Annotated in this window: 20 protein-coding genes; 8 read left to right on the top strand and 12 right to left on the bottom strand. The window is 68.4% G+C overall.

Going from position 1 to position 25,504, the window contains the following annotated elements; translation table 11 throughout:
- Positions 1 to 25: 25 nt before the first annotated feature.
- Both AC07R7_RS02820 and AC07R7_RS02815 read left to right on the top strand, forming a co-directional pair.
- Positions 26 to 784 carry an SDR family oxidoreductase gene (locus AC07R7_RS02820; protein WP_492883036.1) on the top strand — a complete coding sequence of 253 codons (759 nt, stop codon included), beginning with the start codon at positions 26 to 28 and terminating at the stop codon, positions 782 to 784.
- 9 nt (positions 785 to 793) lie between these two features.
- On the top strand, positions 794 to 1,195 hold the full coding sequence (locus AC07R7_RS02815) for a nuclear transport factor 2 family protein (protein WP_492883038.1): 402 nt from the start codon (positions 794 to 796) through the stop codon (positions 1,193 to 1,195).
- Between the two features lie 78 nt (positions 1,196 to 1,273).
- On the opposite strand, the gene AC07R7_RS02810 is transcribed toward AC07R7_RS02815, so the two are convergent.
- On the bottom strand, positions 1,274 to 1,684 hold the full coding sequence (locus AC07R7_RS02810; RefSeq protein WP_492883039.1) for a nuclear transport factor 2 family protein: 411 nt from the start codon (positions 1,682 to 1,684) through the stop codon (positions 1,274 to 1,276).
- A gap of 449 nt (positions 1,685 to 2,133) precedes the next feature.
- On the opposite strand from AC07R7_RS02810, the gene AC07R7_RS02805 reads away from it, so the two are divergent.
- The 3 genes from AC07R7_RS02805 (at position 2,134) to AC07R7_RS02795 (ending at position 5,440) form a co-directional block, all read left to right on the top strand.
- Positions 2,134 to 4,437, top strand: coding sequence for a TonB-dependent receptor (locus tag AC07R7_RS02805; protein WP_492883041.1), 2,304 nt, complete (start codon positions 2,134 to 2,136; stop codon positions 4,435 to 4,437).
- Between the two features lie 59 nt (positions 4,438 to 4,496).
- Positions 4,497 to 4,928 carry a nuclear transport factor 2 family protein gene (locus AC07R7_RS02800; RefSeq protein WP_494634067.1) on the top strand — a complete coding sequence of 144 codons (432 nt, stop codon included), beginning with the start codon at positions 4,497 to 4,499 and terminating at the stop codon, positions 4,926 to 4,928.
- An 80-nt stretch (positions 4,929 to 5,008) separates the two neighbouring features.
- Positions 5,009 to 5,440: a nuclear transport factor 2 family protein gene (locus AC07R7_RS02795; protein ID WP_494634066.1), complete on the top strand. Its 432-nt coding sequence runs from the start codon at positions 5,009 to 5,011 to the stop codon at positions 5,438 to 5,440.
- On the opposite strand, the gene AC07R7_RS02790 is transcribed toward AC07R7_RS02795, so the two are convergent.
- From AC07R7_RS02790 to AC07R7_RS02745, 10 genes are all read right to left on the bottom strand, one after another.
- Entirely contained in the window at positions 5,437 to 6,396 is a 960-nt protein-coding gene (locus AC07R7_RS02790) for a winged helix-turn-helix transcriptional regulator (protein WP_494634065.1), read from the bottom strand. The genes AC07R7_RS02795 and AC07R7_RS02790 overlap by 4 nt on opposite strands.
- A gap of 59 nt (positions 6,397 to 6,455) precedes the next feature.
- On the bottom strand, positions 6,456 to 7,397 hold the full coding sequence (locus AC07R7_RS02785) for an NAD(P)H-dependent flavin oxidoreductase (protein ID WP_494634064.1): 942 nt from the start codon (positions 7,395 to 7,397) through the stop codon (positions 6,456 to 6,458).
- Between the two features lie 2 nt (positions 7,398 to 7,399).
- Entirely contained in the window at positions 7,400 to 8,209 is an 810-nt protein-coding gene (locus AC07R7_RS02780) for a DUF1295 domain-containing protein (RefSeq protein ID WP_494634063.1), read from the bottom strand.
- A 95-nt stretch (positions 8,210 to 8,304) separates the two neighbouring features.
- Positions 8,305 to 10,089, bottom strand: a complete 1,785-nt coding sequence (locus tag AC07R7_RS02775) for an AMP-binding protein (protein WP_494634062.1) — start codon at positions 10,087 to 10,089, stop codon at positions 8,305 to 8,307.
- Positions 10,090 to 10,091: 2 nt separating this feature from the next.
- Positions 10,092 to 11,312, bottom strand: coding sequence for an acetyl-CoA acetyltransferase (locus tag AC07R7_RS02770; protein ID WP_494634061.1), 1,221 nt, complete (start codon positions 11,310 to 11,312; stop codon positions 10,092 to 10,094).
- A 48-nt stretch (positions 11,313 to 11,360) separates the two neighbouring features.
- Positions 11,361 to 12,245, bottom strand: a complete 885-nt coding sequence (locus AC07R7_RS02765) for an SDR family NAD(P)-dependent oxidoreductase (RefSeq protein ID WP_494634060.1) — start codon at positions 12,243 to 12,245, stop codon at positions 11,361 to 11,363.
- A gap of 53 nt (positions 12,246 to 12,298) precedes the next feature.
- A complete protein-coding gene (locus tag AC07R7_RS02760) occupies positions 12,299 to 13,363 on the bottom strand; it encodes an NAD(P)H-dependent amine dehydrogenase family protein (protein WP_494634059.1) in 1,065 nt (354 codons plus the stop codon).
- A gap of 75 nt (positions 13,364 to 13,438) precedes the next feature.
- Entirely contained in the window at positions 13,439 to 14,398 is a 960-nt protein-coding gene (locus AC07R7_RS02755) for a winged helix-turn-helix transcriptional regulator (RefSeq protein WP_494634058.1), read from the bottom strand.
- Between the two features lie 76 nt (positions 14,399 to 14,474).
- Positions 14,475 to 16,163 carry a class I adenylate-forming enzyme family protein gene (locus AC07R7_RS02750; protein WP_494634057.1) on the bottom strand — a complete coding sequence of 563 codons (1,689 nt, stop codon included), beginning with the start codon at positions 16,161 to 16,163 and terminating at the stop codon, positions 14,475 to 14,477.
- Positions 16,164 to 16,356: 193 nt separating this feature from the next.
- The gene (locus AC07R7_RS02745) at positions 16,357 to 17,394 is read right to left on the bottom strand and encodes a LacI family DNA-binding transcriptional regulator (protein ID WP_494634056.1); all 1,038 of its coding nucleotides are present in this window, start codon (positions 17,392 to 17,394) and stop codon (positions 16,357 to 16,359) included.
- A gap of 184 nt (positions 17,395 to 17,578) precedes the next feature.
- Here AC07R7_RS02745 and AC07R7_RS02740 point away from each other — a divergent pair, with 184 nt between their 5' ends.
- A complete protein-coding gene (locus AC07R7_RS02740; RefSeq protein ID WP_494634055.1) occupies positions 17,579 to 19,162 on the top strand; it encodes a rhamnogalacturonidase in 1,584 nt (527 codons plus the stop codon).
- Positions 19,163 to 19,175: 13 nt separating this feature from the next.
- Positions 19,176 to 20,810 (top strand): glycoside hydrolase family 43 protein, encoded by a 1,635-nt coding sequence (locus AC07R7_RS02735; RefSeq protein ID WP_494634054.1) that lies wholly within the window; start codon positions 19,176 to 19,178, stop codon positions 20,808 to 20,810.
- Here AC07R7_RS02735 and AC07R7_RS02730 read toward each other — a convergent pair.
- On the bottom strand, positions 20,791 to 22,197 hold the full coding sequence (locus tag AC07R7_RS02730; protein ID WP_494634053.1) for a glycoside hydrolase family 28 protein: 1,407 nt from the start codon (positions 22,195 to 22,197) through the stop codon (positions 20,791 to 20,793). The genes AC07R7_RS02735 and AC07R7_RS02730 overlap by 20 nt on opposite strands.
- A gap of 156 nt (positions 22,198 to 22,353) precedes the next feature.
- Here AC07R7_RS02730 and AC07R7_RS02725 point away from each other — a divergent pair, with 156 nt between their 5' ends.
- Positions 22,354 to 25,425 carry a TonB-dependent receptor domain-containing protein gene (locus AC07R7_RS02725; protein ID WP_494634052.1) on the top strand — a complete coding sequence of 1,024 codons (3,072 nt, stop codon included), beginning with the start codon at positions 22,354 to 22,356 and terminating at the stop codon, positions 25,423 to 25,425.
- The last annotated feature ends 79 nt before the right edge of the window (positions 25,426 to 25,504 follow it).

Raw genomic sequence — 25,504 nt, 5'->3', positions numbered from 1 at the left:
GCGCGCCGAAATCCGGGAGTTTCAAATGGATATCAAGAACAGCGTCGCGCTGGTGACCGGCGGCAACCGGGGCATCGGCGAGGCCTTCGTGCGGGCCTTCGTCGCCGCGGGGGCGGCCAAGGTCTATGTCGGCGCGCGCGACGTCGCCAGCGCCCAGCATCTGGTCGACGAGGCCGGCGGCAAGGTCGTGGCGATCGCGCTGGACGTCACCAAGCCCGAGACGATCACGGCCGCGGCGGCGCAATGCCAGGACGTGACGATCCTGGTCAACAACGCCGGCCAGTTCGGCATGCAGACCCTGCTGAAGGCTCCCACCCTGGAGACCGCGCGCCTGGAGATGGAGGTCAACTATTTCGGCCCCCTGGGCATGAGCCGCGCCTTCGCGCCGATCCTGGCCAAGAGTCCAGAGAGCACGATTGTCAACGTGCTGTCGGCCGGTGGGCTCGTGGCCGTGCCGGGCATGGGCGGCTACAGCCCGTCCAAGTTCGCGGCGCGAGCGATGAGCACCTGCCTGCGCGCCGAGCTGGCGCCGCAGAACACCAATGTCGTCGCCCTGATCGTCGGCTCGGTCGACACGCGGATGGCCAGCCATGTCGAGGGCTTCAAGGAGACGCCGGCGACCATCGCCGAGGCCGGCCTGAAGGCCATCAAGCGCAAGGCCGACGAGGTCGACACCGACTTCATGGCCATCGACGTGCGCGCCAACCTGGCGCGCGATCCGAAGGGCTTCGAACTTCAAATGCGGCGCTCCCTGGCGGGCGAGCGCGTCACCACTGGCCGCTGAGGAGCGTTCATGTCCAAGCCCGACACCTCGAAAATGGACTATGTGGATTTCGCCAAGCGCTTCGTGGCCGCCATCCAGGACGGGGACGGTGAAGCCGTCCGGGCCTTCTACGCGCCAGACGCCAAGCTGTGGCACAACACCGACAATATCGAGCAGACCGTCGACCAGAACCTCAAGGTGTTGGCCTGGTTCGTGAAGACCCTGCCTGACCGCAACTACCGCGTGCTGCGCGTCGAGGCCCTGCCGGACGGCTTCGTGCAGCAGCACGTGCTGGAGGCCACCCTGCCCAATGGCGAGCGCTGGGCGATGGACGCCTGCGTGGTCGTCAAGGTCGAGAACGGGGTGATCACGCGGCTGGACGAGTATCTGGACTCGGCCAAGTCGGCGGCCCTGCGCCCGTTCGGTCGTTAAGACGAGATCCGCGGCTTTCCTACTCGGCCGCCAGACTGGGGCGGGTCCTTCGCGGGACCCGCCCTTTTTGTTCGCCAGCTAGTGGCGGCCCGCGTGGTCGAAGTCCTGCGTGACGCCCATGGCCTTCAGCAGGTGGGCGCGGTCGTAGTACTCGCGCCAGGTCTTGATCAGGTCGCCTTCGAATTCGAGGATCCCGACCACCGGGGCCGAGCCGAACTTGCCCCGGATCGTGAACTCGTCGCTGCGCTCCATGAACAGCAGGCCATCCACCACCCCGATGTGATGAATCTTCAGCTCGATCGCCTCGAGCCCTTCGCCCAGCGCCGAGACGCGAGCGTAGATCGCTTCGCGCCCGACGATGGGTTCGACCATCATCGAGTGCAGTACGCCGTCGGGCGTGAACATGTCGGCGATCGCGCGCCAGTCCATGCGCTTCCAGGCGTCGGCCATCTCCAGGCCGCGCGCGATCTTCTGTTCATGGGTCAGCATGGTTCTCTCCCTGAAATCGGCTCCAAGCTTGACCAGAGCCGACGTTGTTCTTTTAGCTTTTATAACCGTACTTAATGTCAGGCTCGCGCCTCTGTCGACCCATGGATACGGGCGAGCGGGGCGGTTTGCGCGCCTAAAATAGACGCTTGCGTTACGAGACTAAAAGGACAATTCTCGCGTCATGGGCCGGTTAAGAGCCCCTAAATCAGAGGGGAAGCGCTTCATAGGGGCTTTCACGAGTGTCGCCGCGCTGGCCGCCGCGATCCCGTGATCCAGTAAATGCCTTTCTGTTATGCAAGCGATTTGCCAGCAGGCCTCGGCCGTCGCGAGCACGACACGCCCCCGCAGCGCGCCACCCCCTCGAGCCGCAACCACCCGGGCTTGCCCGGTCATCAACACAAGGGACTCCAAGACCGATTGATCGGCGCAGGTCCCCGGGGAGGAATGACATGCATCTCAAGAGATCCGCTTCCATCATCGCGCTGATCGCGGGCGTCGGACTGGGCGCGCCCGCGCTCGCGGCTTCGGCCGACCAGACCGCGCCGCAGAACACCCTCGAGGAACTGATCGTCACCGCGCAAAAGCGCGAAGTGAACCTGCAGCAGGCCCCGCTTTCGATCTCGGCCGTCGGCGGCGAGACCCTGGCGCGCGACAAGATCATGAATTCCGAGGACCTGGGCCACGCCACCGTCGGCTTGTCCTTCACCCAGAACTCGCCCCAGGCGCTGGAACTGAACATCCGGGGCGTCGTCAACACGCGCCTGTCGGCCCCGACCGCCGACCAGTCGGTCTCGACCTTCGTCGACGACGTCTATGTCAGCCGCTCGGGCAATCTGAATACGTCCTTCTACGACATCGACCGGGTCGAGCTGATCCGCGGTCCGCAGGGCGTGGTGCTGGGCAAGAACGTCGCCGGCGGCGCGATCAGCGTCATCTCGGCGGCGCCACAGTTCGACTATAGCGGTCAGGTGGCCGTGACCTTCGGCAACTACAACCTGCAACAGACCACCGGCCACGTGACCGGTCCGATCACCAGCACCCTGGCGGGCCGCCTGTCGTTCCAGACGATCAACCACTCCGGCTACGCCAAGGACATTCTCCACGACGTCGATCTGGAGGACCTGGACTCCAAGCAGATCCGCGGCCAGCTGCTCTACAGGCCCGAAGGCAGCGACCTGCGCGTCCGTTTCATCGCCGACTACAACTGGGACACCAGCAACGGTCCCAACCGCGTGGGCATGGGCGAGACGACCTGCACCACGCCGGCCCAGTGCTTCGCGCCCTGGTACAAGGCCCGCCTGGCCATCGCCGCCCTGCGCGGCGGTCTCTCCATCCGCGAGAGCCTGCCGATGTGGCCGCAGTTCAAGGGCGACGCCGCTCCGACCCGCCAGCGCGTCCAGCACGAGTCGGCCAGCTTCATCCTGAAGATCGACAAGGACATCTTCCCGGATGTCGGCTTCACCTCGGTGACCGGCTATCGCGGCGGCCAGGCGTTCACGCTCTACGATCAGTCGGGCGTCGGTCCGACCAACGGCTATGGCGTCATCACCCCGCTGCTGTTCGCCGAGCCGGTGAACTTCGTCGAGGACATCGCCCAGTTCACCCAGGAAGTTCGTCTGACCTCGCACTATGACAACAGCCGTTTCGACTGGATCGTCGGCGGCTTCTATCTGCACAACAAGGTGCGTCAGACCAACCGCTTCTGGGGCGAGAGCACCGTCCTGGGCGCGCTGTCGGGTGAAAGCTATTGGGATGACCACGGCCTGAACCGCGACATCGCCGTCTTCGCCCAGCTCGGCTACAAGTTCACGGACACGGTGAAGCTGGAAGCCGGCGTCCGCTACACGCGCGACAAGAAGAGCGGCACGCAGGAGGGCAGGGCCATCGCCTTGGGCGACAAGCTGAACCCCAATGACAAGACCCCTCTGACCCCGCTGACCGACGCCAACGGCTTCTTGACGCCCTATGCCCAGAAGTGGTCGAAGGTCACCCCGCAGGCCACCCTGACCTGGACCCCGAACGACGACTTCATGGCCTATGCCACGGTCTCGGTGGGCTTCAAGGGCGGCGGCTTCCAGAACGACGCGCCCAACGCCTTCGCCGCGCAACAACCCTATCGGCCAGAGTCGGTCACCAACTACGAAGCCGGCTACAAGTGGGAGTTCATGGACCGCCGCGCGCGGTGGAACACCTCGGTGTTCTTCATGGACTACACCGATCTGCAGGTGCAGCGCACCGACGGCACCTGCCTGTGCAACGTGATTTCCAACGCCGGCGCCGCCGAGATCAAGGGCGTCGAGTCGGAGTTCCAGATCGCGCCGATGCGGGGCCTGCGCCTGGCGCTGGGTGGCTCGATCCTCGACGCCAAATATACTGACTTCGTCGATCCGGTGACCAAGATCTCGTACAACGACAACTTCATGCAGCGGACGCCGAAGTACCAGCTGTCGGCCAGCGCCGAATACACGACCGCGGCCTTCGGGCTGGAGGACGCGCTGCACTTCAAGCTGGCCTACAAGAAGCAGGGCAAGATGTTCTGGGCGCCCGACACGGTCCAGTACGAGAAGCCGTACGGTCTGCTGGACGGCCGCATCAGCCTGTCGCCGGCGGACAAGCCGTGGGCGGTTTCGGTCTGGGGGCGCAACCTGACGGACAAGGTCTACCGCACCAACATCATCGACATCCTGGGCGATGCGGTGTCGTCGTTTGGCGCCCCGCGCACCTTCGGCGTCGAGCTCTCCACCAAGTTCTAACTTCCTGTCCTGGCGCCGGCGGCCTTGGGGCTGTCCGGCGCCCTGTTTTCGAGGGGCCGATGGGCGCGTTGTACTCCCGTTTGACCGAAGTCATCTCCGCCTGGCAGGGCAAGGATGTCGACAAGGTGCTGAGCTACATGTCCGACGACATCGTCTGGCACTATGCCGCGCCGGCCTTGCCGCCGATCAGGGGCAAGGCGGCGGCGCGCAAGCTGCTGGTCAAGTTCCAGAGCGACATGCACGACATCCAGTGGCGGATCTTCAACCACGCCGAGACGGCCGACCGCCTGTTCCTGGAGGGCGTCGACGACTACCGCACGACCGACGGCCAGCGCATGGCCGTGCCCTATGCCGGCGTTCTCGATTTCCGCGACGGTCTGATCACCGGCTGGCGTGATTATGTCGATCTCGGCGTCATCGGCCAGCAGAAGGCCGGCGAGCCGTTCACCGCCCAAGTGGATGCTCTGATCGGTCGGGAGGCCGTCGGATGAGCGGCCTGGCGCGACGCGATCTCGTGGGCCTAGGCGCGGCCCTTGCCCTTCTTCCCATCACTTCAGCGGAGGGCGCTGGCATGGCCCGTCTCTACCCGGTTCTGGAAGCCATCATCGCCGCCTGGCGTCGTCAGGACGTCGAGGGCGTGCTCGTCCACGTCACCGACGACATCGTCTGGCGCAACTCGGGCGGCTTCGCCCCGGCGATCCGCGGCAAGGCGGCCATGCGCGAGGTGCTTGTGGCCATGGCGTCCAAGATCAAGACCAACCACTGGCGGATCTTCGACCACGCCGAGAACGACCATCGCCTGTTCATGGAAGGCGTCGACGAGTTCTGGTTCCACACCGGCGAGCACATCGCCATTCCCTATGCCGGCAGCCTGGAGTTCCGGGGCGACAAGGTGTGCGAGTGGCGTGAATATTTCGACGGTCGCCTCAGCCTGGCGATGAAGAACGGCGAGCCGCTCTCGGCCGAGGTCAAGGAAATGATCGGCCGTCCCGTCGCTCGCTAGGTAGGCGGCCGGACGGTCGTCAGGTCGGCCGGGCCCCCGCACTGATCGCAGATCATGCGCGGGTCGAGCACCGCGCCGCAGGTGCGGTGCCGCATGAGTTTCGGCGGTCCGGCCTCGGTCGCCAGCCAGCGGTCGCCCCAGCGGTTCAGCTCGATGATCAGCGGGTGCAGATCCTTGCCCTCGTCGGTCAGGCGGTACTCCCAGCGTTCGGGCCGGGTCTGATAGAGAACGCGTTGCAGGATGCCCAGCTCGACCAGCCGTCCCAGGCGGTCGGTCAGGATGTTGGGGGCGATGGCCAGCGCCTCCTGGAAATCACCGAACCGCCGCCGGCCGGCGAAGGCCGAGGCGATCACATGGCTGGTCCAGCGGTCGCCCAGCACCTGGAAGGCGCGGTCCAGCATCGGATTGCCCTTGTTCAGCCCCTCCGACGGGACGATCGACCGACGCTGCGCGCGCGGCGGGGCCGAGGGCTCGTATCCCGCGCCGGGGCCTGGCTCGACAATGACGTTGCGGACGGTCAGGGCCTCGCCGCAATGGCCGCAGGCCAGCACCGGCGTGAACTCCGCGCCGCAGCTGTGGCGCAGGCGGTGGCCCGGATTGGCCGGGTCATAGAACCAGCGCTTCTCCCAGCCGATGATCGCCAGGGCGACGCTATAAAGGTCGCGACCCATCTCGGTCAGCCGGTATTCGAACCAGTTCGGGCGCTCGGCATAGGGCGTGCGGACCATGACGCCGGCCGCCTGCAGGCGCTTGAGGCGATCGGTCAGCAGGCTGCGGGCCAGGCCGATGCGAGCCTGGAAATCGTCGAACCGCCGGACCCGCTGGAAGGCCAGATAGAGGATCATCAACGTCCAGCGATCCCCCACCACGTTCAGGGCCCGCGTGGCCGAATTGGCCTGCACCAACTGGTTCAGCGGGCGCGGGGAGATCGTTTCCGGCGGACTGTCTTCGGCCATGAGGTCCCGTATCTGGCGAGGGCGGCGGAAGGTCGATAGCCATCGCGCCGCCCTCTCTATCAAGCTCGCCGGCCGGCGCCCACTGTCGCGCGGGCGCGTTCGTAGTCGGCGGCCAGGGACTCGACAATCTGGGCCAGCGGCTCGATCGCCTTGACCTCGCCGACGCCGTGGCCGGCGGCCCAGACGTCGCGCCAGCGCTTGGCGGAGTCCTCGGGGCGACCCAGCTGGATCTCGGCGCGACCCGTCAGGGAGGCGGGGGCGTAGCCGGCCGCCAGCAGGCTCTGGCGCAGCCAGTTGGCCGGGATGCCGGTCAGGGCCGCGGAGGTGACGATGTCCTCGGCCCGCGACTCGATCAGCATCTGTTTGTATCCGGGCTGGGCCATGCTCTCGGCGCAGGCGATCAGGCGGGTGCCGAGATAGGCTAGGTCCGCGCCCAGCGCCTGGGCCGCCAGGATCGCGCGGCCGCTGCCGATGCCGCCGCCCAGGACGATGGTCCCGTCGAACATCTCGCGCACGGCCGGCGCGAAGGCGAAGCCGGAGATCGGGCCGGTATGGCCGCCGGCGCCCGAGGCCACCAGGATCAGGCCGTCGACGCCGGCCGCCGCCGCCTTCTCCGCATGGGTCAGCGAGTTGACGTCGGCGAAGACCAGGCCGCCATAGCCGTGGATCGCGTCGACCACGCCGGTGGGCGCGCCCAGGGCGGTGATGACGATCGGCGGCCTGTGCTTGAGCACCAGTTCCAGCTCCTCGTCCTTCCGGGCGTAGGAGCGGTGGACCATGATGTTGATCGCCCACGGCGGCGCGTCGGCCGGCAGCTCGCGGCCGATCAGGCTCATCCAGGCGTCGAGGTCGTCCAGAGTCCGGGCGTTGTTGGCGGGGAAGGAGCCGATGATCCCGGCCCGGCAGGCGGCCAGCACCATGTCGGTCCCCGAGACCAGAAACATCGGCGCGGCGATCGCCGGAACCTTCAGGCGATCGAGGAGGTGAGGGGGCAGCGCCATGCTCAGTCCGCCTTTACCGGCTTGGGCGGCCACGGGAAGAAGCCCGAGGTGCGACGCATATAGTCCTCGTAGTCGGGCTTGCGGCGGCGCATGCGACCTTCAACGGTCGGGACGCCGCTCCAACGGGTCAGGGTGAAGACCAGCCAGATCGGGCCGATGATCGAGACAAGGCCTAGCTGCGTCTCGGCCGCGACCAGGAACAGGCCCCACCAGACGCAGGCGTCGCCGAAATAGTTGGGGTGGCGGGTGTAGCGCCACAGGCCTTTGTCCATCACCTTGCCGGCGTTGCCGGGGATCTTCTTAAAGCGCACCAGCTGCCAGTCGGCCAGGCTCTCGAACAGCAGGCCGAATATCGCGAGGCCCGCGCCGACAAGGCCCAGGACGCCCAGTTGCGTTGGCGTGTCGGCGATCTGGCCCAGCTGGACGGGCAGACAGACCATCCACAGCAGCGGCATCTGCAGCATGAACACCATGCGGAAGGCGGCATGGGCGAAGCCCCAGCCGCGTTCCTCCTTGGCCTTGGCCAGCATTCGCACATAGCGGCCGTCGGGGCCGTGGTCGCGCCAGCGCCACAGCATGTAGCCGCCCAGGCGCAGGGCCCAGGCGACGCAGAGGCCGGTCATGACCATCCGCCGCTGCGTGCCGCCGCCGGTCTGCAGGTAGGTCGCGACCGCGACGACGCCCATGCCCAGGCCCCAAAGGCTGTCGACGGGCGTGACGTCGCGCATCGCCACGCAGATGGCCCAGGCGGTCACGAACACGGCCAGGATCACGCCGGCGTTCACCAGCGGAATGAGAATATAGTCAGGCATCGCCTTCCCCCGTTCGGCGCGCCGCGGCGCGCCCTTCGCATCTTTTTATGAAAGTGATTGGCGGCGCGAGCTTTGGTCCACGCGCCGCCGCCTTGTCAGGAAACGACCATCACCTCGGCGTCGGGGTCGTCCGCGAACAGGCGGTCGACCTCGGAGGCCCGACGGTCGATGACCGCCCGGCGGTTGATGGTGCCCTTGTCGGAGATCTCGTGGGCGTTGGGACTGGGCGGCTCGCGCAGCACCAGAGCCCGGCGCACGCGGGCCGCGCCTCCGGACTGGCTGCGGTTGAAGGCCGTCAGGCCTTCCTCCATAAGCGCGCGCGGCGCGTCGGGCTTGGCCCACAGCATTACCCCCAGATAGGGCCGGCCGTCGTCGCACAGGACCAGATCGGTGACATGCGGCGACAGCGCCTTGAGCAGGCCGTCGCGCAGGGCGCCGCCATAGACCCAGGTTCCGCTCGAGAGCTTGAACTCCTCGGCCGCGCGCCCTGCGAACACCAGGCCCTGGGCGGGATCGCTCGGATCGTGGAACAGCGCCAGGTCGCCGGTGCGGTAGAAGCCCTCCTCGTCGAAGGCCGCCGCCGTCTTCTCCGGTTCGTCCAGATAACCGGCCGTGACCTGCGGACCCTTGACCCGGACCTCGTAGCGGTCGCCGACGGGCTGCAGTTTCACCAGCGAGCCGGGCGCGGGCAGGCCCAGGCCCACCTTGTCGGTCTCGAAGTGGATGACCATGAAGGCCGAGACGGTCTCGGTCATGCCGTAGCCGCTGGTCATCATGATCCGATGACCGGTCTCGCGCACGGCCATGGCCTGGATGCGGTCATAGACCGTCTGGGACAGGCCGGCGCCGCCGTAGAGCATCAGGCGCATGTCCTTGAAGAAGGTCTTCCGCAGCACGGCGTCCTGTTCCAGGGCGTCGGCCAGCATGGCGTAGCCCAGGGGCACGTTGTTGAAGTAGCGGACCGACACGTCGCGCAGGTTCCGCACCGAGGCGTCGAACAGGCCCGGCACGGGCTTGCCCTCGTCGACATGCAGCGTCCCGCCTTCCAGCAGGGTGGCGCGCAGGACGAAGGCCCCGGCGGCGTGGTGCCAGGGCAGCCAGTCCAGCATGACATTGTCCCAGCCGGCCGCCTTGCCGATGGTCTGCATGCACTGGATGCTGTTGGCCGCCAGGTTCCGGAAGGTGATCGGCACCACCTTGGGCAGGCCGGTCGAGCCGGAGGTCAGCATCAGGGCGGCGCGGTCGTCGGGCTTCAGCGCCGCGATGCTGGCCGCCACCGCTGGCGTCGGCGCCGTGGCCAGCAGGTCGGCATAGGCGATCGAGGGCTTGGAGAGGTCGGCCGGGTTGGTGGTGACGATCACCGCCTTGCCCAGGTCCAGGTGCTCCAGCGCGGCGGCGCAGGCGCGGGTGTCCTCGGCGAAGATCACGGCCGGGCGGACCTTGGCGATGACGTGGGCCAGCCGGCCGAAGTCCCCGCCCAGGGCGGCGTAGGTGACGCTGACCGGGCAGACGGCCCGGCCCGAGGCCTGGGCGGCGAAGGTCATCACCGCGAAGGCGGCGGTGTTCGGGGCCAGGATCAGCACCGGCCCGGCGGGCGCGCCCAGCAGCCACTGCGTCGCCGCGTCCATGTCGCGCTTGAGGTCGGCATAGGAGACGTAGCGCCAGGCCTCGCCCTCGCGGAAGGCCAGGGCGGCCTTGTCGCCGCTGGTCGCCGCGCGCTCGGCGAAGGCGTCGGGCAGGTTGGCGTTGTAGGTCGCCAGCGGGACGCGCGATGCGATCAGGATCGCGCCGTCGTCGCGGTGCGTCACGTCCAGGCCGATCGGCATCAGCTCGGCGGGGCGGAACGGCGCCAGCGTCTTATCGAGCACGGCTTGGTCCATGGTCAGACTCCGACGACCAGGCTGACGGTCGTGGTGGTCGAGCCGCCGATGTTGAGGGTCTGGCAGGTCTTGGCGCCCTCGACCTGGTAGTCGCCGGCCTGGCCCGTGACCTGCTTGAAGGCGTCCAGGGCCATGCGCACGCCGGTGGCGCCGACGGGGTGACCCAGACCGATCAGCCCGCCCGAGGGGTTGATCGGCAGGCGGCCGCCGATCTCGATGTCGCCGGCCTCGATCGCCTTCCAGGCCTCGCCCGGCGCGGTCAGGCCCAGATGGTCGATGGCCATATATTCGGTGGTGGTGAAGCAGTCGTGGGTCTCGACCACGTCGATCTGGCCAAGGTCCGTTACGCCGGCGCGGCGGCGGGCGTCCTCAATGGCGCGACGCACCTGCGGGAACACGTACTCCTGATCGGCGCTGGCCCGGACCTTGGCGGAGTAGGAGATCGGCGCCGAGCGGTGACCCCAGCCCTTGATCCGGGGCAGGCTCTCCAGCGGGACGCCCCGCTTGGCCGCATAGTCGGCGGCGCGCTTTTCCGAGGCCAGGAAGATCACGGCCGAGCCGTCGGTGACCTGACCGCAGTCCTGCTTGCGCGTGCGGCCCTCGACCACCGGATTGGCTTCGTCGTCAGCCGTGAAGCTCTTGTCGTTGAAGGCCCACTGCCGGGTCTGGGCGTTGGGATTGCGCTTGGCGTTGGCGAAGTTGATCTCCGCGATCCGCATCAGGTGCTCGTACTTCAGGCCGTAGCGGCGCTCATATTCCTCGGCCAGATCCGAGAAGGCCCGGGGCCAGACATAGGTGGCGTCGCCGAACTCGTGACCGGTCCAGGCGGCCGCGCCCAGATACTCGGCCGCCGTCTGGCCGCCGACATTGCGCATCTGCTCCAGCCCGACCACGCAGGCCAGGTCGTAGCGGCCGGCCTCGATCTCGGCGGTGGCCGCCAGGATGGCGACGCTGCCCGAGGCGCAGGCGGCCTCGTGGCGCGCGGTCGGCAGGCCGTCGAAGTCGGGATGCACCAGGCCGAAGAAGCCGCCCAGCAGGCCCTGCCTGGCGAACAGCTCGCCGACGAAGTTGCCGACGTGTCCTGTCTCGATGTCCTTTGGATCCAGCCCGACGTTGTCGAGACCCTTGCCTACGACCTCGCTGAAGGCGTCGGCCAGATCCATGTCCCGCCGGGCCCAGTTGCTGGCGAAATCGGTCTGCCAGCCGCCAAGTATGTAGACCATGTTCGTCTCCTCGCCGGGGCGGCTCGCGGGCCGCCGATTGTTGTGGGTTCAGGCCGTCGGCCGCTCGTCCATGAAGGCGGCGAACGCCGCGTGGGCGTCGCCATAGGTTTCTCGCGGCTCGGCCGTGAGCGCGCGCGCCACCGCCGCGCCGATATCGTCGTCGAGCGCCACCGGCGGGCCTTCCACCGAATAGGCGGCGCGCAGGCGTCCGCCGCCGGAGACCAGGGTCTGGCCCGAGACGTCGCACGCCTCGCTGACCAGCCACGACACCAGCGGCGCCACGTCGGCGGGATCCATACGCCGCGCTAGGGCGCTGCTCAGGTGCGGCGTGGTCATGGCGGTGGCCGCGTAGGGGGCGATGGCGTTGATCCGCAGGCCGCGCGGACGGCCCTCGACCGCCAGGCCGCGCACCAGCCCGATCAGCGCCGCTTTCGACGACGCGTAGGCCGCCATGCCGTCGCCGCCGTACAGTCCAGCGGACGAGGCGCTCAGCACGATGCGGCCCGAGCCGGTCTCGGACAGCACCGACCACGCGGCTTGCACAAGGTTCAGCGCTCCCTGGAAGTTGATGTCGAAGATCGACTGGAAGGCTTCGGGGCTTTGGCGGTGCAGGCGGCAGGTCTGGGGCACGCCGGCGTTCGAGATGACGGCGTCGAGGCGACCGAAGGCATCCAGCGCCTTGTCGACCAGGGCTCGCCCGGTCTCGGGGTTCTCGGCCTCGCCAAAATCGGCGACCGCCCGGCCGCCGAGCGCCTGGATCTCGTCGACCACCTGCTGGGCGCTGGAAGGCTCGCTACGCACGGCCCAGCGGTTGTTGACCACGACCGCCGCGCCCTGGCGCGCCAGATCCAATGCATAGACGCGCCCGAGACCCTTGCCGGCCCCGGTGACGATGACGACGCGACCGGCGTGCGGACCGTCCTGATGGCTCATCGTTTCCTCCTTCGTTTCTCGTCGATCATTGCGCCGACGTGAGTCTCGTCTGGTCAGGCTCTTCGCGCCGAGGCTCCGTCGAACGGGGTGGCCAGGGGGCGGGTCATGACACCCGGCGGGGCCGCCACGACGTGGGGGATGGCGTTGATCACGCTGCCGGCGACGGCCCACTGCTCGGCCGAGGTCGGGGTCTGGTCGCCGGGGCGCTTGTCCAGGTCGAGGGTCATGCGCACGCTGGGCTGGCCGGTCAGGCGCACGCTCCACAGGGGAGGGGCCTCGGTCTCCAGATGCGCGGTCTCCATGAACCAGTGGATCGAGATGATCAGCTCGCGGCCGCCTTCAGCGCGGCCGATCCAGCGCCAGTTGACGTGGCCGATGGTTCCTTGCGCAATCGTACCCGCCGCGATCGAGAGGTCCTCGGAGGCGCCGAACACGCGGTGATCGGTGTCGATCCGCTCCAGCGTCAGGTTCAGCCGCTTGGCCAGGGCCGACAGCGCCTCGGCGTACATGCCATTCAGCGACGAGGCCGGACCCCAGTCGGGGTTGTTGGGATCGATCGTCGCCGGATCCAGACCGAAGCCCAGCACGCCGAAGGCATAGTCCGGACTGCGCACCGCGCGGCAGTCGACGCTCTCGATCACCTCGATCGTGTCCAGTTCGGAGCAGACGCCGCTGGCGACCGCCGCCAGCTGTTCGGCCGCGAAGCCGGGGTTCAGCCCGGCGCCCATCAGGGTCGAGCCGCCCTTGGCGCAGGCCGCTTCCAGGGCCGCGAGGCGTGCGTCGCCCCAGTGGCTGGGATCACTGTAGCCGTTGATGCTGATGACGTTCTTGCCGCTGGCCAGCAGGGCCAGGATCTCGGCGTCGTGCGAGCCGTAGGGCGGGGCCAGGCGGGCGGCGTGGATCACCACGTCGGCGTCCAGCGCCAGGATCTCATCGATGTCGCGGGTGGCCAGCACGCCCGTCGCGCCACGCCGGGCGATGTCGCCGGCGTCCCGGCCCGCCTTGGCCTCGCCATAGACATAGAGGCCCACGAGATCCGTCGACGGGTGGTCGATCACCGTCCGCAGGCAGCTCTTGCCCATGGCGCCCGTCGCCCACTGGATCACGCGATACGTCATGTCTCCTCCCTATCGAGGAGAACCCTAACCCGGTAAGTCTCGTTATGAAAGTATGAAATCCACGGTCGACGCGTCTTAGTGCGCCGGTTCTCGATTTGCGATTTCTGGCGCCCGCTGTTCGGCCTCGATGATCTCGAACGACACGTCGTGCGGCTCGACCGGCTGGCCGCAGCACGAGCAGGTCACGGCCGGCTCCAGCAGGTGCCCGCCGACCTTGTGGCGCAGGATCAGCGGCGGCCCCTCGGGCGAGACGTAATACTTGTCGCCCCACTGCAGCAGCATCAGCAGGACGGGGTAGTAGTCGAGGCCTTTCTCGGTCAGGCGGTATTCGAAGCGTTTGCCGGCCCGTTCGTGGGCGCGGATCACGCCCTGGGCGGTCAGCCAGGCCAGGCGCTCGGACAGGATGTTGGTCGCCATGGCGGTGTCGCGATGGATCTCGTCGAAGCGCCTTAGCCCCGTGAAGATCGAGCGCAGGACCAGGCTGGCCCAGCGGTCGCCGGTGATCTGGGCGACGTCGACCATCAGGCTGGACGACTCCTCGGCCGCGCCGCGCTGCTGGCGGCGGCGGCTGTAGAGCGGGACCATCCAGCCCACGCCGGGCCCCTCGGCCCAGTCGACCTCGCGCGGATTGATCTCGTCGCCGCACTTCAGGCAGGTCGGGACCGGCTCGAACAGGTGGCCGCAGGTGCGGTGGCGCAGGTTCAGCCGCAGCTTGGCGGGGTTGGTCGACCAGCGCCGCTCCCAGCGCAGCATCATCAGCGCCGGCCAGTAGAGGTCGAGGCCCTTGCGGGTCATCCGGTATTCGTAGCGCGGCGGATGGGTCGAATAGGCGCTCTTCTCCAGCACCTCGGCGGCCACCAGCTTCTTGAGGCGGTCGCTGAGCTTGGACTGCAGCAGGCCGGTGCGGTCGCGCAGGTCGTCGAAGCGTCGCGCGCCGATCCAGTTGGCCTCGAGGATCAGCAGCACCGCCGTGTCACCGACCACCTCCAACGCGCGCCAGATCGAGCAAGTCCTGATGAATTTCGGCGCGCCCATTACTCCGCGTCCTGACCGTGACTAATCGCTGATCAGCGTCGCGGAACAGGTGCGGTTATGCAAGTCTCCAATGGGCTTAAGTAGCCGCCACGCCCGCGAGATCGCGCCGGACCACCTTGCCCAAGGCGTTGCGGGGCAGGGCGTCGACGATGCGCAGCTTCTCCGGCAGCTTGAAGGTGGCCAGCTCGCGCGACCTCAGGTGCGCGGTGAGGTCCTCCAGCGTCAGCGTCTGGTCCGGCCGCAGGGCGACGACCGCGCAGACGCGTTCGCCCAGGCGCTCGTCCGGATAGGCCGCGCAGCAGGCCTCGCGGACGGCGGGGTGGCTCTCGATCAGCCCATCCAGTTCGGCCGGCGAGATATTCAGCCCGCCGCGGATGATGATCTCCTTGCTGCGCCCGACGAAGCGATAGAAGCGATCGTCCGTGTCGGGCGCGATCTCGAACAGGTCGCCCGTGCGGAAGAAGCCCTGTTCGTCGAAGGCGGCCTTGGTGAGGTCCGGCGCGTTCCAGTAGCCGTCGAAGGTCATGGCCCCGGAAATCCGCAACTCGCCCTCGCGGCCGGGCGCGACGATGTCCTCGCCGGTGGCCAGGTCGACCAGGCGGGTGCGGATCTTGCCCGGGAACTCGGCCGGCCAGTCGACGCCCGGCGCGCCGAAGCGGGGGAAGTACATGGCCCGCTGCTCGGGATCGGGAATGGCGGCGGCCGTCGAGAACAGGGACGCGCCCTCGTTCGAGCCGAAGACGTTCATGATCGTCACGCCGTACTGTTCCTGCCAGCGGCGCACCATCCATGGCGGCAGGGGCGCGGAACCCGAGCCCATGCAGCGCAGGTTGGAGAGGTCCAGGTTCGCCAGCAGCGCCTCGTTCTGCAGCAGCATGGTCAGCACCGCCGGCGGCGCGACGGTGTAGGCGATCTTCTCGTCCTGCATCTGTCGCAGGAACAGCGGCAGGTCGAAGGGGTGGTGCTGGACCAGGCGGCCCTGACACAGCAGCCAGGTCATCACCATGCCGCCGATCGCGGCGATGTTGATCAGCGGGAAGGGGTTGAGGATGGCGTCGCCGGTCCGCAGCCCGGCGGCCTCGACCAGCGCCTCGCCATTGACCACCCAGTGGTCGTGGTGGCGCGGCACGCCCTTGGGCATGGCCTCGGTGCCCGAGGTCCAGCAGATGGTCAGGGCCTCGGCCGCGTCGAGGTCGGCGGGCGAAGCGAAAGGCTCCGGAGAAGCCTTGGCGGAAAGGTCCGTCAGGCTGTGCGCGCCGCTGGTCGAGCCTTCCGACAGGGTGACGAGCTGGGCGGACGTCGCGCCTTCCGCCCGCAAGCCGGCGATCATCGCCCCGTGGTCGAAGCCGTGGAAGCGGTCGAGCGTGATCACGACCTTGGGGTCGATGCTGGGCAGGATCTGGCGCAGCTCGTGGGCGCGATAAGTCATGGCCAGCGGGCTGAGGATCGCGCCGATCCGCGCGCAGGCCAGGAAGCAGAGCACGCCCTCGACGATGTTGGGCAACTGGGTGGAGACGACGTCGCCACGCCCCACGCCCAGGTCGGCCAGTACGTGGCACAGCGTATCCACGCGGGCGTTGGCTTCCCGGAAGGTCAGGCTCTGCGCCGCCGAGTCCGTGAGCGCCATGCGGTTGGGGGCGTCGACCAGCGCGACCTCGTCGGGGCGGGCGCGGACGGCTTCGGAGAACAACTGGTCGATGGTGCGGCCGCGCCACCAGCCCAGGCGGCGATATTCCGCGACACGCTCGGGGGGGCTTGGACGCATGGCTTCCTCCTGACGCGACGGGTCTTTCAGCCCTGGAGCCGTCGCCGCCTCTCAGGTCACGTTCGTATTGTTATGCAAGTAAATTGCCTCGAGCCGACGATGTACGCAAGGCCCTCGCGGTGCGACGCAGGCCTTTTGATCCGAAGGGACGGAGAGCGTGGCCGTCGTGGAAGCGACCGGGTCGGCCGAACTTTCAAACGGCGCGGACAGGCGCGGTCGATCGTCGAACGATCAGGCTCAGACCCACGGACTTGGGCGGCATGGTCGCTCTACGCTCGTTGATCATCATCAGGAGGTGCTCGGTCGCGGTCTTGGCCATGTCACGCAGCGGACGGCGGATCGTCGTCAGGCTGGGCGAGATCATCGAGGCCAGGTCCGCGTCGTCGAAGCCCGCGACCGAGAGCTGGTCGGGCATCGATACGCCAGCCTCGCGCGCCGTCTTGACGACCGCCGCGGCCATGGTGTCGTTGCAGGCGAAGATCGCGGTGGGGGGGCGCTCCAGCGCGAGCAGCGACTCGGCGGCGGCCAGGCCGCTCTCGAAGCCGTAGTCGCCCGGACGCAGCTCCACCTCCAGCGGCAGGCCCGAGGCGGTCAGGGCCGCGAGGAAGCCGGCCTTGCGCTCCCGCGCCGAGCGGAAGTGCGGCGGGCCTTCGATCATGGCGATGCGCCGGTGGCCCAGGTCGAGAAGGTGGCGGGCCATTTCGCCGGTGGCCGCGCGCTCCTGGCTGATCAGCATGCTGGGATAGTGCGGCGTCTCGATCGAGGCGATGCCGACCGCGGGTACGCCGAGCGCCGACAGCCGTTCGGGAATGGCCGCGATCTCGGACGTGGGCGGCAGGACGATCAGGCCGTCGACCCGCGAGCTATGCACGAACCGCTCGATGTCCAGGGCCACGTCCGGGTCGCTGAAGCGCACCGGGTGGACGACCAGCTCATAGCCGTGCTGCGAGCAGACCTCGACGATGCCGCGCTGCAGGACGCCGATCACGTGGGCGTTGGGATCGTCCTGCACCACGGCGATCAGGTACGAGCGGCCCGAGGCCAGGGCGCGGGCCCGTGAGCTGGGGCTGTAGCCGAGATCCTTGATGATCGCCTGGACGGCCAGGCGGGTCTCGTCGCCGACCTTGGGCGAGTCGTTGAGCACGCGCGATACGGTCCGGATCGAGACGCCCGCCGCTCTGGCGACGTCGTCGATGGTCACAGCCATGCTCGCGGCCGGATCGATCCTCATCAGTTTCCCCCACGGCCTTTCGGCGCCGCGATTAAGGATCGCGAACTGCCATGGCCAGCGCTGGCACGATAGGGCGCCAACGCTGGCATTGTCGATGCTACCGGTAACAAAATGTCGTTGACACCATCGCGATCGGCTTGCTTGTCTCCCGCCAGACCCGAGGAACGGGCAGTGGGAGGGCGTGATGACGATGGATCGACGAGGGCTGATGCTGGGGGCCATGCTCGGCGGCGCCGCACTGGTTCCACCCCATGCCGCCCGCGCCGCGACGCCGGCCGGCCCCGCGCGAGGACCCGCGCCACACCTGTTCAGCGTCCGCGACTTCGGCGCCGTCGGCGACGGGGCGACGATCGATTCGCCGGCCATCAACAAGGCCATCGACCACGTGGCGTCGCTGGGCGGCGGCGTGGTGCATTTCCCGCCCGGGACCTACGCCTGCTACACCCTGCGCCTGAAGAGCAACATCACCCTGCACCTGGGCGAGGGCGCCGTGATCCTGGCCGCCGCGCCCAATGGCGTCGCGCCGAACGGCTATGACGACCCGGGTCCCGGGGCGGGCAACGCCTTCCAGGACTATGGCCACAGCCACTGGAACAACAGCCTGATCTTCGGCGAGGGGCTGCACGACGTGTCCATCGTCGGGACGGGCCTGATCTGGGGCAAGGGCCTGACCCGCGGCCACCGTTTCCCCGACGATCCGCCGGACATCTCCGGCCCCGGCGTTGGCGACAAGGCCATCGCCCTGAAGAACTGCCGCAACGTGCTGCTGCGCGACTTCAAGATCCTGCAGGGCGGTTGGTTCGCGCTGCTGGCCACCGGCGTCGACAACATGACGATCGACAATCTGATCGTCGACACCAACCGCGACGGCCTGGACATCGACTGCTGCCGCAATGTGCGCGTCACCAACTGCACGATCAATTCGCCGTGGGACGACGGCATCTGTCCCAAGAGCTCGTTCGCGCTGGGCTATGCCCGTCCCACCGAGAACCTGACGATCTCCGACTGCCTGCTGACCGGCAATTACGAGATGGGTTCGGTGATCGACGGGACCTGGAAGAAGATGCCGCCAGGCTTCCACGGCTATGGCCGCATCAAGCTGGGCACGGAGTCGAACGGCGGCTTCAAGAACGTCACCATCACCAACTGCGTGTTCGACCACTGCTACGGCATCGCGCTGGAGACGATGGACGGGGCGCTGACCGAAGACATCGCCATCAGCAACATCACCATGCGGGGCCTGGGCTTCCCGCCGCTGTTCCTGCGCTTGGGCAGCCGGATGCGCGGTCCGGCCGGCGTTCCGGTGGGCAAGTTGCGACGGATCACCATCCAGAACATCATCAGCCATGGCGCGACGCCGCAGCCGTCGATCATCGCCGGCGTGGCCGGTCACCCGGTCGAGGACGTCAAGATCAGCGACGTCTACTTCCACTCCATGGGCGGCGGTTCGGCCGAGCTGGCCAAGCGGCGGCCGCCCGAGGCCGACAAGGCCTATCCGGACCCGGACATGTTCGGCGACCTGCCGGCCAACGGCTTCTTCATCCGCCACGCCCGCAATATCGAGATGAGCAACGTCGAGATCGTCACCGAGGCGGCGGACGCGCGTCCGGCCTTCTGGCTGAACGATGTCGAGGAGATCGATCTCTTCCGGCTGCGCCTGCCCAAGGGGCCAAGCTTCCTGCTCGACCAGGTGACCGGCTTCCGGTCGTTCGGCAGTCGCTGGCTGCCCGATCGCCGGATCGACGAGACCACCACCCAATCGTTCTAGCGGGATGCTTGTGATGCGCGTGAAACGGCTGGGACTATTGGCGGCGACGGCTCTGGTTCTTGCCGGGCCGGCGCTCGCCGCGCCGAAGCCATCGGCGGCGGCGGTCTATCGCAACCCGATCCTGCCGGCCGACTATTCGGACCCCGACGTCATTCGCGTCGGCGACACCTACTACCTGGTGGCGTCCAGCTTCCACTTCTCGCCGGGTGTGCCGATCCTGACGTCCAAGGACCTGGTCCACTGGACGATCGCCGGCCACGTCCTGCCCAAGCTGCCGTTCGCGCCGGAATACGATCTGCCGGGACCCGTGCCGACCAACGACGCCGGCGCGCGGATGCCGCGCGACCTGCGCACCTCTGGCCAGCGCTATGCCGGCGGGGTCTGGGCGCCGTCGATTCGCCACCACGACGGCAAGTTCTACGTCTATTTCGCCACCCCCTATGAGGGGATCTTCATGTCGACCGCGGCCAAGGTCGATGGGCCGTGGACCCCGCCGGTGGCGGTGGTGGCTGGGCCGGGCCTCGAGGATCCGTGCCCCTTCTGGGACGACGACGGTCAGGCCTATCTCGTCCACGGCAAGGTCGGCGCGGGGCCCCTGGTGCTGCATCGCATGGCCCCGGACGGCCAGTCGGTGCTCGACGAGGGCAAGGTCATCGTCGAGGACGCCAAGGCCCTGCCGGTGCTGGAGGGGCCGAAGCTCTACAAGCGCAACGGCTGGTACTACATCTTCGCGCCGATCGGCGGGGTCGAGACCGGGCCGCAGGCCGTGATGCGGTCCAGGTCGATCTGGGGGCCTTACGAGCACCGCGAAGTGCTGGTTCCGGGCAAAAGCGGCCTGAAGGGCCCGCACCAGGGCGGGTGGGTCGAGACGCCCTCCGGCCAGGGCTGGTTCATCCACTTCAACAGCGCCGGCGCCTATGGCCGCATCGTCCACCTGCAGCCGGTGGTCTGGAAGGACGACTGGCCGTTCATCGGCGAGCCGATCCCCGGCGCGGGCCCGGATGCGCCGGGCGGCCAACCGGTCGCCCAGCACGTCATGCCCGACGTCGGCAAACGCTTCCCGGCGGTCTCGCCGCGGACCTCCGACGGCTTCTCGACCGCCAGGCTGGGACCGCAGTGGGAGTGGAACCACAATCCCGACGACCAACGCTGGAGCCTGACGGCGCGGCCCGGCTTCCTGCGCCTGACGGGCGGGCCGGCGGTCAATCTGGTCAGCGCCCGCAACACCCTGACCCAGTCACTGCAGGGCCGTTCGGCGATCATCACCGCGCGCCTCGACGCCAGGGGCCTGGTCGAGGGGCAGCGGGCGGGCCTGGCCATGTTCGGCGCGGGGATCGGCGCCATCGGCGTGATCCGCAAGGACGGCCAGAACCGCGTCGTCTTCTCGCTGCGGGGCGTCGACACCCTGGGACCGGCGCTGCCGGCCGGCGTGGTCGACCTGCGGGTGGCCGTGGCGGACCAGGCCGCGAACTACAGCTATAGCCGCGACGGCGGCCGCACCTTCGTCGACATGGGCGGCGGGATCCTGCCGCGCTTCAGCTGGTGGAAGGGCGCGCGGCCAGCGCTGTTCAGCTATGGCGATCCGGCCCAGGTAGAGCCGGGCGTGGCCGATTTCGACTGGGTCGACGTCAGGTCGGTGGCGCGCTGAGCAGGGCGGGGGAGGGAACGCGCCGGCCGTTGACCGTGACGCGTTCCAGTCTCAGCCCGTGGGTGTGCGTCACCACGCTGGGCTTGGTCACTCCGTCGAAGCGGCAGTCGCTGAGCACGATGTCGCCCAGCGGCGCGCCGGGCAGGCCTTGCAGGTCGAGCACCTGGGCGGCGGCGCTGGCCCGCATCCGCTCGATCCGGACCCTGTGCAGCACCGGCGTGAAGCCGCCGCGCGCGCCTTCCTCATAGTTGAAGTCGCAGATGATCGCCGCCCGGGCCACGCGGCCGACGGTGATGTCGCGGGCGTAGATGTCCTGGATGACCCCGCCGCGCATGGCGTTGTTCTTGAAGCGCAGGGCGTACCACAGGCCCTCGCTGTCCATGTGGCAGCGCTGGACGAAGATGTTCTCGACCCCGCCGGACACCTCGCTGCCGATCACCACCCCGCCGTGACCATCCTTCATCACGCAGTCCTGGATCAGGATGTTGCGGGTCGGCTTGGCCAGGCGACGGCCGTCGGCGTTGCGGCCCGACTTGATGGCGATGCAGTCGTCGCCGCAGTCGAAGGTGCTGCGCTCGATCACCATGCCGTCAACGGACTCCGGGTCGCAGCCGTCGGTGTTGGGGCCATGGCCGATCACCGTGACGTCGCGGACGGTCACGTTGCGGCACAGCACCGGATGCAGCGTCCAGCACGGCGCATCGCGCAGGGTCACGCCCTCGACCAGCACGTTCGCGCAGTTCTGGAACTGCACCATCATCGGCCGCAGGTACGAGCCCTCGCCGAAGACGCGCTCGGCCACCGGCACGCCGCGCTCGGCCATGTCGAAGAGGGCTTCGCGGGCCTTGCGCTGGTTGGGCATGCCTGCGCGCCAGCCGAACTGCGGACCACTGCTCCACGACCACCAGGCCGGCCCCTGGCCGTCCAGCACGCCGCGCCCGGTGATCGCCACGTCGTGCTCGCCGTCGGCGAAGACCAGCGGCGAATAGTTCATCAGCTCTACCCCCTCCCAGCGCGTGGCGACGATCGGATAGCGGGCCGGATCGGTGCTGAAGACCAGGGTGGCGCCCTTGGCGAGATGCAGCTCGACGCGACTGCGCAGGCGGATGGCGCCGGTCGGCCAGCGGCCCGCCGGCACGAGCACCCGCCCGCCGCCGGCCGCCGCGCAGGCCGCGATGGCCTTGGCGATCGCCGCGCTGGTCGCCTCGACATCGTCCTCGATCGCGCCGGCCGCCACGATGTTCCAGACTCGCGAGGGGAATACCGGTAAGTGGACGGATCGCTGGATGGCGCGGGCCTTGGCCCAGTCGTCGGCCGCTTCGGCGAGGCCGGGCGCGGCCAGGGCCGCCATCAGCACAGCGCGTCGGGATAGATCCAGAACCGTCAAAGCCGCCTCCTAAGCCACCATGCGGACGCTTCAGCGCCTCGCCGTTTCGACTATCGCAGTCGTATCATTTTGTGGACAGCTATTGCACATATCGGAATTTCTCTTTAGCGTCATGAAAACGGCCGCAGATGATAGCGGTACCTTCGGGAGGGGACGATGAGCGCCAACCACAAACAACGTCTATTCATGGGCTGCGAAACCGCGCTGGCGCTGGCCGCCGCCCTTTTTGTGCCAGCGCTGGCAATCGCGCAGACGCAGACGCAGACGCAGACGCCGGCTCCGGCCGAAGACCAAACCGTCACCGAAGTGGTCGTCACGGGCTCGCGCCTGTCGGCGCGCGGGTTCAAGGCCCCGACCCCGGTCACGGTGATCGGTTCGGAGGAGATCGGCCTGTCGGGCACGCAGAACGTCGAGACGCTGCTGAACGACACGCCGCAGTTCCTGGGCTCGCAAAACAACGGCCCGACGGCCAACACCGTGCCGGGCGGCACGGCGACGCTGAACCTTCGCGGCTTCGGCGCGCAGCGGAACCTCGTGCTGGTCAACGGCCGCCGCTTCACGATCACCGGGCCTGACCAGACCACCGACATCAACACGATCCCGGCCGCGCTGATCAAGCGCGTCGAGACGGTCACCGGCGGCTCCTCGGCCGTCTACGGTTCGGACGCCATCACCGGCGTCGTCAACTTCATCATGAAGGACGACTTCCAGGGCGTGGAGCTGACCGCCGAGGCCCGCCAGGACACCCACACCAAGACCAAGACCTACACGGCGGACCTGACGTTCGGCACGAATTTCGCCGACGATCGCGGCAATGTCGTCGTGGCGCTGAACTACCTGGACCGTGGGGGCTACTCGCGCGCCGACCGCGGCGGCTGGGCCATGCCCACCATGGCCGACGGCTGCGTCACCGCCGCCAGCTACAGCGACACGCGGCCTGGGACGCCCATGGCCGTTCCGTCCGGTCAGACCTGTCTGACGGCCGGCGGCCGCCCGGGCCTGATCTTCGGCGGCAGCGGCACCATTCCGAACGGTCGCTTCGTCACGGTCGGCTCGCCTTCGAGCTCTTCGCTGACCGCCGCCCTGGCGGCCGCGGGCCTGAGCGGCCTGGGATCGCGCGGCTTCACCTTCGACAACGCCGGCAAGGTGGCCCGACCGGCGACGACGCCGGGCGATGACTACGATCTGGCCCCGGCCAACTACATCGTCATCCCGCAGCGCCGCTGGCTGGCCAACATGTCCGGCCACTACGAGTTCAACGCGCACGTGACCGGCTACGCCGAGGCCAACTACAGCAACAACCGCGTCTCGATGCAGCTGGCGCCCAGCGGCTTCGGCGGCAATTTCCTGCTGAACGTCAACAACCCCTATCTGACGCCGCAGCTTCAGGACGTTCTGCGCCAGCTCGACCAGCTTGAGGTCGGCACGGTTCGGGCGACCAACGGCACGTCGTCCCTGACCACGACGGCGGGCGATGGCCTGGCGATCCTGAACATCAACCGGCGCGTCCCGGAGATCGGCAACCGCACCAATACCTCCGACCGCTCGGCCTTCCGGTCGGCGATCGGCCTGCGCGGCGACCTCGGCAGCGTCTCCGACAGCTATTTGAGAAACCTGAAGTACGACGCCTACTACACCTACACGCGCACCACCGACACCAGCACCTCCGGCGGGGCCATCTCGCTGAGCAAGGTCCAGGCCGGCCTGCTGTCGGTCAACGGCGCCGCGCCGCTGCTCAACATCTTCGGCGCCAACCTGTCGCCGCAGGGCATTAGCTCGATCGCGGTGGCGTCGACCAACTACACCGAATCCTCGCAGCAGGTCCTGGCCGCCAGCCTGGCCGGCGAGCTGTTCGACACCTGGGCCGGTCCGATCGACTTCAGCACCGGCGCCGAATACCGCAAGGCCTCGGCGCGGTTCGTGCCCGACAGCTTCCTGGCCTCCGGCGACGTCTCCGGCTTCAACGCCGCGCAGCCGACCCAAGGCTCGGAGTCGGTGAAGGAAGTCTATGGCGAAGTCCGCGTGCCGCTGCTGAAGGATTCGCCGCTGGGCGAACGCGCCAGCGTCAACGGCGCCTTCCGCTATTCCGACTACGACCTGGCCGGCGTCGGCGGCGTCTGGACCTATTCGGTGGGCGGCGAGTACGCGCCGATCTCCGACGTCACCCTCCGCGGCCAGTTCCAGCACGCCATCCGCGCGCCGAACGTGGGCGAGCTGTTCGGCGGCAACACCACCAGCGGCCCCTCGGCGGTCGACCCCTGCTCGAGCCGTCAGCCGACGGCCCAGCAGACCGCCGCGGTGCGCGCCATCTGCGTCGCCACCGGCGTGCCGGCCGCCTCGGTCTTCAGCCTGGCGGTGCAGCCCAACACCTTCATCAGCCAGGTCTCGGGCGGCAATCCCAATGTCGGTCCTGAAAAGTCGGACACCACGACCTTCGGCGTGGTGCTGCAGCCGCGCTTCGCGCCCGGCCTGGCGCTCAGCGTCGACTACTTCAAGATCAACCTGGACGGCGCCATCGCGCCCCTGGGCGGCGGCATCGCGAACACGCTGAGCCTTTGCTACAACACGATCCAGGACGCCAGCAGCGCGTTCTGCAAGGCGATCACCCGCGATCCCCTGACCGGCCAGATCGCCGCGCCGGGCTACGTCACCACCACCAACGGCAACACCGGCGGGCTGAAGACCTCGGGCGTCGACATCAACGCCAACTACCGCTTCAACCTGGCCTGGGGCCCGTTCGGCGACAGCCGGTTCGATATTGGCACCAACCTGACCTACACCGACGAGTTCACCGCCACGCCGGTCCAGGCGCTGCCGGCGACCAAGAACTACTGCGTCGGTTCGTTCGGTCCGACCTGCGGCCAACCGATCCCCCGCTGGAAGGGCGCCTCGCGCATCAGCTGGCGTTCGGGCCCGGCGACGCTCAGCCTGCGCCACCGCTATATCGGCGAGGTGACGGTCGACACCTACCTGCTGCCCAAGCGCCTCGGCGCGGCGTTCCCAGACAAGGCGACGCTGACCACCCCGGTGATCAAGGCGCAGAGCTACTTCGACCTGACCGGCGCCTATGACGTGACCAAGGACCTCTCGGTGACCGCGGGCGTCCGCAACCTGTTCGACAAGAACCCGCCGATCGTCGGCTCGTCGGCCCCCTCCAACAACACGTTCTCGGCGACCTATGATGTCGAGGGCCGGGTGGTCTACGCCAGCGTGACCGCGCGGTTCTAGTCGGACTTAAGGCTTGGCGGCGGGTCCTTACCCCTGTCGCCAGGCTCGAACTGCCTCCCCCTAGCGGCCGGCGCGAGAG

Source organism: Caulobacter sp. GW821-FHT05F04 (assembly GCF_059419665.1).
Note: the sequence above shows the minus strand (reverse complement) of the source record. Positions and strands in the feature narration are given on the sequence as shown.

Excerpts from the sequence above, each read along its gene's own strand:
- AC07R7_RS02795 (WP_494634066.1), top strand. The coding sequence starts at position 5,009 with ATGGCCCGTCTCTACCCGGTTCTGGAAGCCATCATCGCCGCCTGGCGT.
- AC07R7_RS02765 (WP_494634060.1), bottom strand. The coding sequence starts at position 12,245 with ATGAGCCATCAGGACGGTCCGCACGCCGGTCGCGTCGTCATCGTCACC.
- AC07R7_RS02780 (WP_494634063.1), bottom strand. The coding sequence starts at position 8,209 with ATGCCTGACTATATTCTCATTCCGCTGGTGAACGCCGGCGTGATCCTG.
- AC07R7_RS02815 (WP_492883038.1), top strand. The coding sequence starts at position 794 with ATGTCCAAGCCCGACACCTCGAAAATGGACTATGTGGATTTCGCCAAG.
- AC07R7_RS02760 (WP_494634059.1), bottom strand. The coding sequence starts at position 13,363 with ATGACGTATCGCGTGATCCAGTGGGCGACGGGCGCCATGGGCAAGAGC.
- AC07R7_RS02740 (WP_494634055.1), top strand. The coding sequence starts at position 17,579 with ATGACGATGGATCGACGAGGGCTGATGCTGGGGGCCATGCTCGGCGGC.
- AC07R7_RS02810 (WP_492883039.1), bottom strand. The coding sequence starts at position 1,684 with ATGCTGACCCATGAACAGAAGATCGCGCGCGGCCTGGAGATGGCCGAC.
- AC07R7_RS02805 (WP_492883041.1), top strand. The coding sequence starts at position 2,134 with ATGCATCTCAAGAGATCCGCTTCCATCATCGCGCTGATCGCGGGCGTC.
- AC07R7_RS02785 (WP_494634064.1), bottom strand. The coding sequence starts at position 7,397 with ATGGCGCTGCCCCCTCACCTCCTCGATCGCCTGAAGGTTCCGGCGATC.
- AC07R7_RS02745 (WP_494634056.1), bottom strand. The coding sequence starts at position 17,394 with ATGAGGATCGATCCGGCCGCGAGCATGGCTGTGACCATCGACGACGTC.
- AC07R7_RS02775 (WP_494634062.1), bottom strand. The coding sequence starts at position 10,089 with ATGGACCAAGCCGTGCTCGATAAGACGCTGGCGCCGTTCCGCCCCGCC.
- AC07R7_RS02770 (WP_494634061.1), bottom strand. The coding sequence starts at position 11,312 with ATGGTCTACATACTTGGCGGCTGGCAGACCGATTTCGCCAGCAACTGG.
- AC07R7_RS02790 (WP_494634065.1), bottom strand. The coding sequence starts at position 6,396 with ATGGCCGAAGACAGTCCGCCGGAAACGATCTCCCCGCGCCCGCTGAAC.
- AC07R7_RS02800 (WP_494634067.1), top strand. The coding sequence starts at position 4,497 with ATGGGCGCGTTGTACTCCCGTTTGACCGAAGTCATCTCCGCCTGGCAG.
- AC07R7_RS02750 (WP_494634057.1), bottom strand. The coding sequence starts at position 16,163 with ATGCGTCCAAGCCCCCCCGAGCGTGTCGCGGAATATCGCCGCCTGGGC.
- AC07R7_RS02725 (WP_494634052.1), top strand. The coding sequence starts at position 22,354 with ATGAGCGCCAACCACAAACAACGTCTATTCATGGGCTGCGAAACCGCG.
- AC07R7_RS02820 (WP_492883036.1), top strand. The coding sequence starts at position 26 with ATGGATATCAAGAACAGCGTCGCGCTGGTGACCGGCGGCAACCGGGGC.
- AC07R7_RS02755 (WP_494634058.1), bottom strand. The coding sequence starts at position 14,398 with ATGGGCGCGCCGAAATTCATCAGGACTTGCTCGATCTGGCGCGCGTTG.
- AC07R7_RS02735 (WP_494634054.1), top strand. The coding sequence starts at position 19,176 with ATGCGCGTGAAACGGCTGGGACTATTGGCGGCGACGGCTCTGGTTCTT.